The following is a 13,375-nucleotide window of genomic DNA, read 5'->3' on the forward strand; positions in this document are numbered from 1 at the left end:
TTGCGTGCGGGCGCCAACCGGATGGCTGGATGTATCTCGAAAAGCTCAATCCACAGCAGCGCATGGCGGTCGAACACGGCACGCTTGCCGGCGGCAGCCATATTGCAGGCCCGCTTCTGGTGATCGCCGGCGCGGGTTCCGGAAAGACCAATACGCTGGCGCACCGCGTTGCGCATCTGATCGTTCAGGGTGCGGATCCGCGCCGCATCCTGCTGATGACCTTCTCCCGCCGGGCGGCTTCCGAGATGGCTCGCCGCGTCGAGCGGATTTGCGCTGAGGTCCTTGGCAGCAATTCCGGCATCATGGCCGATGCGCTGGCCTGGAGCGGTACCTTCCATGGGATCGGCGCGCGGCTGCTTCGCGATTATGCCGAGCAGATCGGGGTTGACCCCGCCTTCACCATCCATGATCGGGAAGACAGCGCCGACCTCATGAACCTCATTCGTCACGAGCTCGGCTTCTCGAAAATGGAGAGCCGTTTCCCGACCAAGGGTACCTGCCTTGCGATCTATTCCCGGGCCGTGAATTCGGAGACGGAACTGCCTGTGGTCCTGCGTGACGCCTTCCCCTGGTGTGGCGCATGGGAAAAGCAGCTCCGCGAACTTTTCGCCGCCTATGTCGAGGCCAAGCAGACCCAGAACGTTCTCGACTATGACGACCTGCTCCTCTACTGGGCGCAGATGGTTGCCGAACCGCTGATCGCCGAGGATATCGGCGGCCGCTTCGATCATGTGCTCGTCGACGAATATCAGGATACGAACCGCCTGCAGGCCTCCATCCTGCTTGCTTTGAAGCCCGAGGGACAGGGGCTGACCGTCGTCGGCGACGATGCACAGTCGATCTATTCTTTCCGCGCCGCCACAGTCCGCAACATCCTCGATTTCCCGGCCTCGTTCAGCCCGGCAGCCAATATTGTCACGCTCGATCGCAACTACCGTTCGACGCAACCTATTCTCGCTGCGGCCAATGCGGTCATTGATCTTGCCTCGGAGCGCTTCACCAAGAACCTATGGACGGAGCGGCAATCGGGCGAGCGTCCGCGCCTCGTCACCGTGCGCGAGGAGGCCGACCAGGCCCGGTATGTTGCCGACAAGGTGCTGGAGAACCGCGAAGAGGGTACGCGGCTGAAGAACCAGGCGGTGCTTTTCCGCGCCTCGCACCACAGCGGCGCGCTCGAGGTCGAGCTCACCCGCCGCAACATTCCCTTCGTGAAGTTCGGCGGTCTGAAATTTCTCGACAGCGCGCATGTCAAGGATATGCTGGCCGCCCTGCGCTTTGCGCTCAATCCGCGCGACAGGGTCGCCGGCTTCCGGCTGATGCAGATCCTGCCGGGCGTCGGACCTTCGACGGCCCAGCGGGCACTCGACCAGATGGCGGAGGATCCAAGCCCCTTGCAGGCCCTCGCGGCCATGCCCACCCCGCCACGCGCCGGCGAGGATTGGACCTCCTTCGTTTCGGTCATGCAGGAACTGAGATCCGGGAAAGCCGGCTGGCCCGCCGAAATCGGCCTGGTCCGAGAATGGTATCAGCCGCATCTCGAGCGGCTGCACGAGGATGCCGCAACGCGTCAGGCCGATCTCCTGCAGCTCGAGCAAATCGCCGGCGGTTATCCGTCGCGCGAACGCTTCCTGACCGAACTGACGCTCGATCCGCCGGATGCGACCAGCGACCAGGCGGGCGTGCCGTTGCTCGACGAGGACTACCTGATCCTCTCGACTATCCATTCGGCCAAGGGTCAGGAGTGGACCAAGGTCTTCATGTTGAACGTTGTCGACGGCTGCATTCCGTCGGACCTCGGCGTTGGCACCAGCGCGGAAATAGAGGAGGAGCGGCGCCTGCTTTATGTCGCGATGACGCGCGCCAGGGACAATCTCGATCTCGTCGTTCCGCAGCGCTTCTTCACGCACGGGCAGAATGCGCAGGGCGACCGCCATGTCTATGCCTCGCGCACCCGCTTCATCCCGGCGACGCTGCTGCAATTTTTCGAGGTCTGCGGCTGGCCGCAGGTCAAGAGCGAAAGCGCCTCAGCGCAACAGGCGCGCCAAGTCCGAATCGATGTCGGCGCCCGCATGCGCGGTATGTGGCGCTAGAGGACAAGAGGGCGATCGGCCGGTTTGAAGAACGGCGCGAGCACCTCTGCGTTCACCGCCTCGATGGTCGAAGGCGACCATTTCGGATTCCGATCCTTGTCGATCACTGCCGCCCGCACGCCCTCGTAAAAGTCGGCGCATTTCAGTATCTGCATACAGGCCGCTAACTCGCGGTTCAGGCAGGCGGCGAGATTGACGCTCTGGCGTCCTTCCCTCAGCAGACGCAGAGTCAATTTCAGGCTCGTCGGCGAGCGCGTCTGCAGGGTCTTGCGTGTCTTGGCGGAGAATTCGCCTTCGACAGCGGCGAGCGCGTCCAGAATCTCTTCGATGCGATCGAAACAGAAGGCCCGGTCGATCAACGGCCGAACGGCCTGCAGGCGGCTTTCGCTCGCCTTGCCGCCAAGATGCTTCAGCAGAGCCTCGCAAGCGACCGGCGATGACCCGACCGGCAGCCGAGCCAACGCGTCGATGACATCCGGCAGCCGCGACGACGAGATCTCAAAATCGGCAAGGCCGGCATAGATGGCATCCGCCGCATTCAGCTCTTGGCCGGTCAATCCTGCCCATGTTCCCGTCTCGCCGGGCATGCGCGGCAGCAGCCAGGTCGCTCCGACATCCGGGAAATAGCCGATGCCGGTTTCCGGCATCGCAAGCCTCGTCCGCTCCGTCACGATGCGGTGCCGCCCGTGTGCGGAAAGGCCGACGCCGCCGCCCATGGTGATACCATCCATCAGGGCGACATAGGGTTTAGCGTAGCTTGCGATGCGGTGGTTGAGGGTGAATTCCTCGCGCCAGAACGACTCCGCAAGCTCAGAACCCGAGCACCCGCTTTCGTGAAGTCTGCGAATATCGCCACCGGCGCAGAAGCCGCGATCGCCCTCACCCGTCACCACCACGCTTGCAACGCCGTCATCATCCGCGAATTCGTCGAGCGCCGCATCGATCATGCGCACCATGCCGAGCGTCAGGCTGTTCAGCGCCTTCGGCCGATTGAGGCGGATGATCCCCGCCGTGCCGCGCCGTTCGATAATGACTTCCCGTTCGTGATTGTTCTGCATGTCCTTCGTCCACCCTCGATTGACCTCCCATCAATAAACAGAGGGAGCGCTTCGTTCCAGTGGACTTTGCGTCGAAAAACAGGGGTAATCGCGTTTAGAAGGAAGCCGCGGCAAGGGCACGGTGCACTCCGTGCAGATCCCCGACCCTGCGGTTGATCAGCGCCAGCTCCCAGTCCAGTGCACTGCGGACGATCGTCTCCAGCGAATCGTATTTCGGTGTCCAGTCCAGGACGCGGTGCGCCAAGGTGGCGTCGGCGACGACGCTTGCGGCATCGCCCGGGCGGCGTGGCGCCATATGAATCTTGAACGCGTGGCCGTGCAGGCGCACCACCATGTTCAGCACGTCGAGCACCGTATAGCCGGAACCATAGCCACAATTCGCAACCAACGATCCCTTGCCCTTGCGCAGATGCTGCAGCGCCTTGAGGTGAGCCTCGGCAAGATCAGTGACATGGATATAGTCGCGCACGCCAGTGCCGTCATGCGTCGGATAGTCGATGCCGTAGACATGCACGCTGTCGCGCTTGCCGAAGGCTGCCTCGCAGGCGACCTTGATGAGGTGCGTCGCGCCGCTCGTGGATTGTCCGGCACGGCCACGCGGATCGGCACCTGCAACGTTGAAGTAGCGAAGCGCCACATAGTCGAAATCATAGGCTGCAGCAGCGTCGCGCAGCATGAACTCCGTCATCAGCTTCGACTGGCCATAAGGATTTTCCGGGTTGAGCGGCGCGGTTTCCTTGACCGGATCGGAAGTCTTCTGCGGACCGTAGACCGCCGCCGTCGAAGAGAAGACGAAATGGCGCACACCGGCAGCGATCGCCGCGCTCAAGAGCGCACGCGTCTTGCCGGAATTGTTGTCGTAATAGGAAAGCGGATCGGCAACCGAAGCCGGAACCACCGCGGAGCCTGCAAAATGGATGATCGCCTCGATGTCGTTCTCGATGAAGATCGTCTTCAGGAGCTCGGCGTCGGCGATATCCCCAAGATAGAAGCGCGCAGCAGGCGCGACCGCCCAGCGAAAGCCGGTGGAAAGGCGATCGAGCACGACGACGTTCTCGCCTGCATCGAGCAGTGCCCAAACCATGTGGCTGCCGATGTAGCCGGCGCCGCCTGTCACCAAAATTGCCATGTCCCGTTCCCTGTTTAATCGGACAGGGCATCTGACGCGGTTTTTCCTTTCAGATATTCTTATCAGGCACCCGTTCGGACGCCTTTGAACCGGTAAGTTTGCTGCTGTGGTTAGAAGCTGATTTCCGCCTTTGCTACAATTTTAGCGAACGACCGTTTCCGACGTCAAAATGGCCCGGCTGCGACGGCCGGGCCTTGAGCGTCAAAGCTTCAGAATGTAATCGCAGAGCTTGTCGGCTGCTGCTTTGACCTGTAGCGGATCGCGCAGGAAACAGGCTCGCAGGAAAAGCTCGCCGCCTGCGCCGAAGGCGGTTCCGGGCGCCAGGCCGACACCCGTCTTGTCGACGATATCCAGCGCTGCTTTGCGGCTGTCGGTGACGCCGTCAACCTTCAGAAAGGCGTAGAGCGCACCGTCCGGCTTCAACGTCTCGACGCGGTTCGTGGCAATCAGCGCATCGCAGAGGATGTCGCGCGAAAGAGCCGCCTTCCGGATATTGGCCTCGACGAACCCATCGCCCTCGTTGAGGGCTGCCACCGCACCCTTCTGCATGAATTGCGCAACGCCCGAGGTCGAATATTGGATCAGGTTTTCGAGCACCTGCCCCGTTTCCGGCGGCGCCACGATCCAGCCGACACGCCAGCCGGTCATCGACCAGTTCTTCGAGAAGGAATTGACGAACATGACCTTGTCGCCCGCTACCATGATATCAAGGAAAGAAGGCGCACGGGTGCCGGCGTAGAAATAGCGCGCGTAAATTTCATCCGCCATGATCCAGAGATCGTGCTTTCGGGCAAGTTCAAGGATGTCAGCGAGATCCCTCTTCGTCGCGGTCCACCCAGTCGGATTGGATGGCGTATTGATGAACAGCGCTCTTGTCTTCGGGGTGATTGCTGCTTCGATGCGGTTGAGATCGACCGCCCATTTGCCGCCTTCGAACTGAAGCTCAACCCCGACCGAGCAGGCACCGGCAATTTCCAGCGCAGCGGCGATATTTGGCCAGGCGGGCGTCAGATAGACCAGTTCGTCGCCCGGCGACGTCAATGCCTGCACCGCAATCTGGATCGCCTGCATGCCCGAGCCGGTGACATAGAAATGCTCCGCCGGCAGGCTGATGCCGAAATGCCGGGCGTAATAGTCGGATAGCGCGTCACGAAGCTGCGGAATGCCGCGCTGCCAGGTATAGAAGGTCTCTCCCGCTGTCAGCGCGTCCATGGCCGCCCGGCTGATGAAATCCGGTGTCGGAAGATCGCCCTCGCCGACCCAGAGCGGCAGCAGGCCATCGCGGCCCCGGGCATAATTGACGACTTCGACGATCCCGCTTTCTGGCGCCGAAACGGCGCGCGGGCTGAGGCTGTTCATAATCGACATGCAGATCTCCGGTTTTCGCTTTCATAAAACAAAACCGGGCGCAAATCCCATGAGAATGCGTGATGCCGTATCGATTTTCGTTATGAATCAACCTCGCAAAATACGGGGCTGCGATGCCTTGATCAGACCGCCGGACGCTTGGCCAGCAGATCGCGGATTTCGGTGAGGAGCGCGACATCGGCCGGCGGGGGCGCCTCTTCGGCGGCCTTCTGCTCGTTGCGCTCGACCTGCCTGCGCAGCATATTCACGCCCTTGATCATCAGGAAGATGATCCAGGCAAGGATCAGGAAATTGATGACCACGGTGATGAAATTGCCATAGGCGAAGACAGCACCCTGCGCGCGGGCTGCAGCAAGCGTCGGCGCGTTGACCGCGGACGAAAGACCGAAGAAGTAGTTGGAAAAATCGAAACCACCGAAAAGGGCACCGACGATCGGCATGATGATATCGTCGACCAGCGATTTGACGATGCCGCCGAAAGCACCGCCGATGATGACGCCGACGGCAAGGTCCATGACGTTGCCTCGGGCGATAAAGGCCTTGAACTCGTTGAGCATTCGATCTGTCTCCCTCTGATGCGCTCTCACGGACAGTCCGTTGTTTTAAATAGCTACATCTCTTGATTGATTATTCAAATGCAAAAGTGAAACAACCAGGACCTTCCTGCGCCTTGGACTTAATGCCTAGATCATCGCAATTTCCAAGACAGACGATTTCCCTTAGTCTTGATGTCTTTTGGGAGAACCGGCGGTGAGTGCGCCGGTGGAGGGTCGATGCTTCAAGGCTGGGTCATCATTGCGTTTGCCTTCGGCTATCTGCTGCTATTGTTTGCGGTCGCAAGCTACGGCGACCGTAGAAGCCAGAGGCTGGGCATACCGGACGGCGGCTGGCCGATCGTCTATGCGCTGAGCCTTGCGATCTACTGCACCTCCTGGACCTATTTCGGCGGCGTCGGGCTCGCCTCGCAGCGCGGCCTTGAATTTGCCGGGATCTATATCGGCCCGATCCTCGTCTTCACGCTCGGCATGCCAGTGCTGCGGCGGATCATCGAACTTGCCAAGGCCGAAAAGCTTACCTCCGTCGCGGACTTCCTCGCCGCCCGCTATGGGAAGAATCCCACTGTCGCAACGATCGTGGCGCTGATCTCGCTGATTGGCACAATTCCTTACATCGCACTGCAGCTGAAGGCGATCAGCAGCACGGTCACCGCGATGGTCAATCCTTCGGATTATGGCATCGGCAGCGGCAACCTCTACTTCCTCGACCTGCCGCTGATCGCAACCCTGGTGCTTGCCTGCTTCGCCGTGATGTTTGGAACGCGGCATACCGATGCGACAGAGCACCAGGACGGCCTGATCCTCGCCGTTTCGATGGAATCGCTGGTCAAGCTCGTCGCCTTCCTGACCGCCGGCATCTGCGTCATCTGGTTCTTGTTCGATGGGCCCGCCGACCTTTGGCGGAAAAGCGTGGACAACCAGTTGGTCAACGCAACCCTCGACTACAAGACGCCGATCAGCCGCTGGATCACGCTGATACTGCTGTCGGCCATCGCAATCATCATGCTACCGCGCCAGTTTCACGTCACCGTCGTCGAAAACCGCTCGGCAAAACAGCTGCGGCTCGCCGGCTATCTCTTCCCGCTCTATCTCATCGCCATCAATCTCTTCGTGCTGCCAGTGGCGATCGGCGGCCTGCTGACCTTCGGCGGCGCGGGCAATGCCGACTTTTACGTACTGTCCCTGCCGCTTGCGGGGCAGATGCAGATCGTTTCGCTGATCACCTTCATCGGCGGCTTTTCGGCGGCCACTGCAATGGTCATCGTCGATTCCGTTGCGCTTTCGATCATGGTGTCGAACGACATCATCATGCCGATCTTCCTGCGCCGGAAGCTTGCCGGACGTGCCGGCCAGCGCGATGACTTCGCGAAAAGCCTGCTCAACATCCGCCGCAGCGCGATCTTCGCCGTCCTGCTGCTCGGCTATGCCTATTATCGCTCGACCGACAGCACGGCCGGCCTTGCCTCGATCGGCCTTTTGTCCTTCGCAGCGATCGCACAGATCGCACCCGCCTTCTTCGGCGGTCTTATCTGGCGGCGTGCGAATGCACGCGGCGCCATTCTCGGCCTTACGTCGGGTTTCGTCATCTGGTTCTACCTGCTCTTTCTGCCTTCGCTCGGCGGGCCGGATTATTCCTATGTCGCGACCGCTTTCCTCAGCTTCATCTTCCCGGGCACGGCGCTTTTTGCAGCAGCGGATGCCGATCCGCTCGTCAACGCCACAGCGATGAGCCTGCTTATCAATACCGCCTTCTTCATCGTCGGCTCGATGACGCGCAACGCCCGTCCGCTAGAGCGCATCCAGGCAGGCATCTTCGTGAAGGGGCAGTCGCGCTCGCAATTTGCGACCCGCGGATGGAAGACCCGCATCAGCGTCGGCGACCTGAAAACGGCAATCTCGCGCTATCTCGGCGAAGAGCGCATGCAGCGATCGCTTGCGACATACGAACAGAATTCCGGCCGCAAGCTGGAGGACGACCAGCCGGCCGACATGGCGCTCATCCACTTCACCGAACAACTGCTCGGCAGCGCCATCGGATCCTCCTCCGCGCGGTTGGTGCTTTCGCTGATCCTGCAGAAGACCGAGGACGCTTCCGCCGACACGGCATGGCTGCTCGACCAGGCAAGCGAGGCGCTGCAATATAACCAGGACATGCTGCAGACGGCGCTCTCGCAGATGGACCAGGGCATTGCCGTCTTCGACAGCTCCAACCAGCTGACGATCTGGAACCGGCGCTTCCGCCAGCTTCTCGACCTGCCGGAGGATGTCGGCCGTGTCGGCTTTCCGCTTTCGGAAATCGTGGCGATCTTGAGCCAGCGCGGTGACGTTCCACCCGCCGAACTCAGCCAGACGGTGCGGCATTTCCTGACGCTCGACAAACCCTTCTCGCTCGTTCTCGGCGGCGGCGAACGGATCATCGAAGTGCGGTCCAACGCCATGCCCGACAAGGGCATCGTGGCGACCTTTACCGACATTACCCAGCGTGTTGCGGCCGACCAGGCGCTGAAGCAGGCAAACGAGACGCTGGAGCAGCGCGTTGCCGAGCGAACGGCGGAGCTGACGCGGGTGAACCGCGAACTCGGCGAGGCGCGAGCGGCCGCCGATGAAGCAAATATCGGCAAGACCCGCTTCTTTGCCGCTGCCGGCCACGACATCCTGCAGCCGCTGAATGCGGCGCGGCTTTACTCCTCCGCCCTCGTCGAACGTATCGCGCAGTCCGAAAACGGGCCGATCGTGCGCAATATCGATTCCGCACTGGAATCGGTCGAAACCATTCTGGGGGCCGTTCTCGACATCTCGCGGCTTGACACGGGTGCGATGCGGCCGCGGCTGACATCCGTGCCCCTGGCCGGCCTGCTGGAGCGCATCGAGACCGATTTTGCGCCGATTGCCCGGGCAAAGAAGCTCAAGCTTGTCGTGATGCCGACATCGCTACGGGTCCGTTCCGATCCCAACCTGCTGCGGCGCCTCGTGCAGAACCTTGTTTCCAACGCCATCAAATATACGTTGACCGGCAAGGTGCTGGTCGGCGCCCGGCGGCGGGGAAACCAGGTGGTGATCCAGGTGATGGATTCCGGCATCGGCATCCCGCCTTCGAAATTCCGCACGGTCTTTAAGGAATTCGCGCGGCTCGACGAAGGCGCCAAAACGGCCTCCGGCCTCGGCCTCGGCCTTTCGATCGTCGACCGCATCGCCCGCGTCCTCAACCATCCGGTAGAGCTGCATTCGACGCACGGCAAGGGCACGGATTTCCGCATCGTCATGCCGCTCGATGTTTCCAAGGCCGGCGCCGCAGCGCCCTCCGCAGCGCCGAGCGATCGGTTGCCGCAACCGCTCAAGGGATTAAGAATCCTTTGCATCGACAACGAGCCGAAGATCCTCGAAGGCATGCGGCTCTTAATTTCCGGCTGGGGTTGCGAGGTGGAGGCTATCGACTCCCTGGCCGCGGCTTCGGGTTTCGACACGCGTCAGCCCGCGCCCGATCTCATCATCGCGGACTATCACCTCGGCGACGGGACCGGAATCTCCGCGATCCTGAATTTGCGGGAATGCTTCGGGACCGATCTGCCGGCGCTGCTGGTGACCGCCGACCGGACGCCCGAGGTCAGGGCGGAGGCAGAGCGCCACGGCATCGCCATCCAGCACAAGCCGGTGCGCCCGGCTGCCCTTCGCGCCTTCATCACGCAGATTTCCGGGCTGAAGCGCGCCGCGGCGGAGTGATATCCAGGACGCTTCGCGCAAACGAAAAAAGGCCGGGCTAACCCGACCTTCCTGCCACCTCGACGAAACGTGCCAGTACATCCGTGGTCACGTTCCGGAGATGATATTCTCATGCCTTGCGAGGCTCAGGCCGCCTGAAGACGGTCTGCCGACATCTTGCCCGAACGCTTGTCGGAAACGAGCTCGTAGGAAAGCTTCTGGCCTTCCTGGAGGTCGCGCATTCCGGCGCGCTCGACAGCGGAGATGTGGACGAAAACGTCGGCTGCGCCGTCATCCGGCTGAATGAAGCCGAAGCCCTTGGTTGCGTTGAACCACTTAACGGTACCTGTGTTCATGACGATATCCTTTAAAAATCGTACGTAGAAGATAACGCACCGACCAAGGCCGACGCGCGATGAAGACCGATTTTGGAGGAAGTTCGCCAGGAACGGCACAAATGGCCGAAACAAAGTCCATCTAGCAAGATCGATGTGCGCGCTTCTACGCGAAAATTGTCTCCAGTGCAAGACGGAACGAGACGGAGCGCAATTTTCGTTCCTTATGCGCAGTCCTCCCGCATCGGCGTTCCTCACTTCGTCCGACATTTCATGCGCCGGCTTTCCATTCCTTTGCATCGCGCACACGGCCTTTGCTGATCTGCGCAAGGCTCGTTTTATCTCGCAGGCACGATGCAGAATTGATTGCCTTCCGGGTCCTTCATCACCGTATAGCCTGGTTCCCTTCGCTGGAGGCTGCCGCCGAGCGCGGTGATGCGTTCGATTGCGGCTGGAACATCATCGACGGCAATATCCAGATGGATCCGGTTGTTGCTGTAGTCGCGCAGCGGGACGCGCTGGAAACAGAGCGACGGGCCGGGACCGTCCACCATCACCGTCGGGTCCGTCTCCGGCGCAAACCCAAGCTTCGCCAGCCGGCCGATTTCGGCGTCGTCATAGGGACGGACCTGATAGCCATCGAGAATTGCCGCCCAGAAGGCGGCGAGGCGCGAGGGGGTCTCAGCTTCGACGACGATTTCGGCGATAGTGGCCATGAAAAGTCTCCTGGGCAGGGCGGCGTCCCTTGCTTCGTCACCCTGAGGCTTAACAAACCAAGCGCAAGCCATTGAGGCGGCTTACGCCGCCTCCTTCCCCTTTGCATACGGATCAAACCGCCCATAAAACGTCTCGCCCTTCGCGGCCATATCCTTCAGCAGCGATGTCGGCTTGAAATGCAGTCCGTAAGAAACGGCTAACGTTTCGCACAATTCCACGAACTTCTTGGCGCCCATGCCGTCGATGTAGCTGAGCGCGCCGCCAGTATAAGGCGCGAAGCCGAAGCCGAGGATGGAGCCGACGTCGGCTTCGCGGGGGTCGGTGACAATGCCTTCTTCGACCGTGCGGGCGGCTTCCAGCGCGATGGTGACCAGGAAGCGCTGCTTGAGGGTGTTGACGTCCACGTCCTCTGCCTTCTTCTGCGGGTAGAAGGATTTGAGTTCGGGCCAGAGAAACTTCTTGGCGGGCTTCGGAGGGTAATCGTAGAAGCCCTTGGAGTTCTTGCGGCCGAAGCGGCCTTCCTTTTCCACCATGCGGGAAACGAGCTCCATGTGGCGGGGGTCGATCGCCTTTTCTCCCAGGTCCGCAACCGTGGCCCTGAGGATCTTCAGCGACAAGTCGATGGCGACCTCGTCGTTCAGCGCCAAGGGGCCGACCGGCATGCCGGCCATCTTGGCGGCGTTCTCGATCATCGCAGGCGGCACGCCTTCGATGAGCATGTCATAGCTTTCGGCCATGTAGCGCAGCACGCAGCGATTGACGAAGAAGCCGCGGGTGTCGTTGACGACGATCGGCGTCTTCTTGATGGCGGCGACATAATCCAGCGCCACGGCGAGCGCCTTGTCAGCGGTTTCCTTGCCGAGAATGACTTCGGTCAGCATCATCTTTTCGACCGGCGAGAAAAAGTGGATGCCGATGAAATCTTCAGGGCGTTTGGAATTTTTCGCTAGGCCGGTGATCGGCAGGGTCGAGGTGTTGGAGGCGAAGATCGCGCCTTCAGGAAGCACTTCCTCGACCGCTTCGATGACGTCCTTCTTGACCTCGCGATCTTCGAAGACGGCTTCGATGACGAGATTGGCGTCCTTCAGATCGGCGTAATCGGCAGACGGGGTGATGCGGGAGAGGATGGCGGCACCCTCTTCTTGCGTAAGACGTCCCTTACCAATGGACTCCTTTACCAGGCCTTCGCCGGTCGCCTTGCCCTTGTTGGCCGCGTCCATGTCGCGATCGATCAGGATGACGTCGATACCGGCGGCGGCGGTAACATAGGCGATCGAGGCGCCCATGAAGCCGGCGCCGACGACACCGACTTTCTGCAGCTCGGTCTTGGGCACGTCTGCCGGGCGGCGGGCTCCCTTGCCGAGCTCCTGCATCGATATGAAGAGCGAGCGGATCATCGAGAAGGCTTCGGTGGTCTGCAGCACCTGCGTGAAATAGCGCTGCTCGATCTTCAGCGCCGTATCGAAAGGCACCTGCAGGCCTTCATAGACGCATTTGAGGATGGCAAGCGCGCCTGGATAATTCCCGGCAGTCTCGCGGCGCAGGATCGCGGGAGCGGCCGGCCAGAGCTGTGCGGAAGCAGGCGTCCAGATGCCGCCGCCGGGCGCCTTGAAGCCTTTCTCATCCCAAGGAGCGACGGGCTTCAGGCCGTCCTTGATCATCTGCTTGGCAGCCGGGATGAGCTGGTCCGGCTCGACCACCTGATGCACGAGATTTATGGCCTTGGCGCGGGAGGCAGAGAGCGACTGGCCGGTTGTCATCATCTGCAGGGCGGACTGGGCATCGGCCAGGCGCGCGACGCGCTGCGTGCCGCCGGCCCCCGGGAAGATGCCAACCTTGACCTCGGGCAGCGCGATCTTCACCGATTTGGCATTGGAGGCAACGCGGCCATGGCAGGCGAGCGACATTTCCAAGGCGCCGCCCATGCAAGTGCCGTTGATCGCCGAGACCCAGGGCTTGCCGCAGGTTTCGAGCTTGCGGAAGAGGCCGGTCATGCGGCCGACGAGATCGAAGAGTTTCTGCGCAGCGGTCTGCGGATTTGCGGCCTTCTCCTGCTGGTAGAGGGTAAACATCGACTTGATCATCGACAGGTCCGCGCCGCCGGAGAAGGTGGACTTGCCGGAGGTGATGACGACGCCCTTGACGGCGGTATCGGCAACCGTGGCATCGACGATGGCGTTCAGCTCGTCCATCACCTCCTCGGTGAAGACGTTCATGGACTTGCCGGGCATATCCCAGGTGACAAGCGCAATGCCGTCGGCGTCGGTTCTGACGGTGAAGTTCTTGTAGGTATTCATGGCGGGACTCCTCTCCCTTGAAATCTCTTCCAGTAGTGCGGCCTTGTACGGCGCCTTTCTCTTCCGTCATGGTCGAACTTGACCCGACCCTCCAGCCCCTGGGCGGTGGATCCTCGGGTCAAGCC

At 61.3% G+C, this 13,375-nt stretch carries 9 protein-coding genes; 2 read left to right on the plus strand and 7 right to left on the minus strand.

Annotated elements, in window-relative coordinates; translation table 11 throughout:
• Nucleotides 1–29 precede the first annotated feature (29 nt).
• Nucleotides 30–2,090 carry an ATP-dependent helicase gene (locus BLP23_RS04335; RefSeq protein WP_092583674.1) on the plus strand — a complete coding sequence of 687 codons (2,061 nt, stop codon included), beginning with the start codon at nt 30–32 and terminating at the stop codon, nt 2,088–2,090.
• Here BLP23_RS04335 and BLP23_RS04340 read toward each other — a convergent pair.
• The 4 genes from BLP23_RS04340 to mscL all read right to left on the minus strand — a co-directional run bounded on the left by BLP23_RS04340 (nt 2,087) and on the right by mscL (nt 6,202).
• Nucleotides 2,087–3,148 (minus strand): enoyl-CoA hydratase/isomerase family protein, encoded by a 1,062-nt coding sequence (locus BLP23_RS04340; RefSeq protein ID WP_092583675.1) that lies wholly within the window; start codon nt 3,146–3,148, stop codon nt 2,087–2,089. The two genes, BLP23_RS04335 and BLP23_RS04340, sit on opposite strands and share 4 nt — an antisense overlap.
• 94 nt (nt 3,149–3,242) lie before the next feature.
• Nucleotides 3,243–4,277 carry a UDP-glucose 4-epimerase GalE gene (gene galE, locus BLP23_RS04345; RefSeq protein ID WP_092583676.1) on the minus strand — a complete coding sequence of 345 codons (1,035 nt, stop codon included), beginning with the start codon at nt 4,275–4,277 and terminating at the stop codon, nt 3,243–3,245.
• 201 nt (nt 4,278–4,478) lie between these two features.
• A complete protein-coding gene (locus tag BLP23_RS04350; protein WP_092583677.1) occupies nt 4,479–5,645 on the minus strand; it encodes a pyridoxal phosphate-dependent aminotransferase in 1,167 nt (388 codons plus the stop codon).
• 122 nt (nt 5,646–5,767) lie between these two features.
• Nucleotides 5,768–6,202, minus strand: coding sequence for a large conductance mechanosensitive channel protein MscL (gene mscL / locus BLP23_RS04355; RefSeq protein ID WP_092583678.1), 435 nt, complete (start codon nt 6,200–6,202; stop codon nt 5,768–5,770).
• A 216-nt stretch (nt 6,203–6,418) separates the two neighbouring features.
• Here mscL and BLP23_RS04360 point away from each other — a divergent pair, with 216 nt between their 5' ends.
• Entirely contained in the window at nt 6,419–9,922 is a 3,504-nt protein-coding gene (locus tag BLP23_RS04360; protein WP_092583679.1) for a PAS domain-containing hybrid sensor histidine kinase/response regulator, read from the plus strand.
• 125 nt (nt 9,923–10,047) lie between these two features.
• Here the strand turns inward: BLP23_RS04360 and BLP23_RS04365 are convergent, their stop codons facing one another.
• The 3 genes from BLP23_RS04365 to BLP23_RS04375 form a co-directional block, all read right to left on the minus strand.
• On the minus strand, nt 10,048–10,257 hold the full coding sequence (locus BLP23_RS04365) for a cold-shock protein (protein WP_022718262.1): 210 nt from the start codon (nt 10,255–10,257) through the stop codon (nt 10,048–10,050).
• A 317-nt stretch (nt 10,258–10,574) separates the two neighbouring features.
• Complete coding sequence (locus BLP23_RS04370) at nt 10,575–10,952, minus strand: VOC family protein (RefSeq protein ID WP_092583680.1); 378 nt, start codon at nt 10,950–10,952, stop codon at nt 10,575–10,577.
• A gap of 81 nt (nt 10,953–11,033) precedes the next feature.
• Complete coding sequence (locus tag BLP23_RS04375; protein WP_092583681.1) at nt 11,034–13,250, minus strand: 3-hydroxyacyl-CoA dehydrogenase NAD-binding domain-containing protein; 2,217 nt, start codon at nt 13,248–13,250, stop codon at nt 11,034–11,036.
• Nucleotides 13,251–13,375 lie beyond the last annotated feature (125 nt).

The sequence above is a fragment of the Rhizobium mongolense subsp. loessense genome (assembly GCF_900099775.1).
GTDB classification, from domain to species: Bacteria; Pseudomonadota; Alphaproteobacteria; order Rhizobiales; family Rhizobiaceae; genus Rhizobium; species Rhizobium loessense.

Coding starts and splice junctions, on each gene's coding strand:
- BLP23_RS04335 (WP_092583674.1), top strand. CDS start 30: ATGTATCTCGAAAAGCTCAATCCACAGCAGCGCATGGCGGTCGAACAC.
- BLP23_RS04340 (WP_092583675.1), bottom strand. CDS start 3,148: ATGCAGAACAATCACGAACGGGAAGTCATTATCGAACGGCGCGGCACG.
- galE (WP_092583676.1), bottom strand. CDS start 4,277: ATGGCAATTTTGGTGACAGGCGGCGCCGGCTACATCGGCAGCCACATG.
- BLP23_RS04350 (WP_092583677.1), bottom strand. CDS start 5,645: ATGTCGATTATGAACAGCCTCAGCCCGCGCGCCGTTTCGGCGCCAGAA.
- mscL (WP_092583678.1), bottom strand. CDS start 6,202: ATGCTCAACGAGTTCAAGGCCTTTATCGCCCGAGGCAACGTCATGGAC.
- BLP23_RS04360 (WP_092583679.1), top strand. CDS start 6,419: ATGCTTCAAGGCTGGGTCATCATTGCGTTTGCCTTCGGCTATCTGCTG.
- BLP23_RS04365 (WP_022718262.1), bottom strand. CDS start 10,257: ATGAACACAGGTACCGTTAAGTGGTTCAACGCAACCAAGGGCTTCGGC.
- BLP23_RS04370 (WP_092583680.1), bottom strand. CDS start 10,952: ATGGCCACTATCGCCGAAATCGTCGTCGAAGCTGAGACCCCCTCGCGC.
- BLP23_RS04375 (WP_092583681.1), bottom strand. CDS start 13,250: ATGAATACCTACAAGAACTTCACCGTCAGAACCGACGCCGACGGCATT.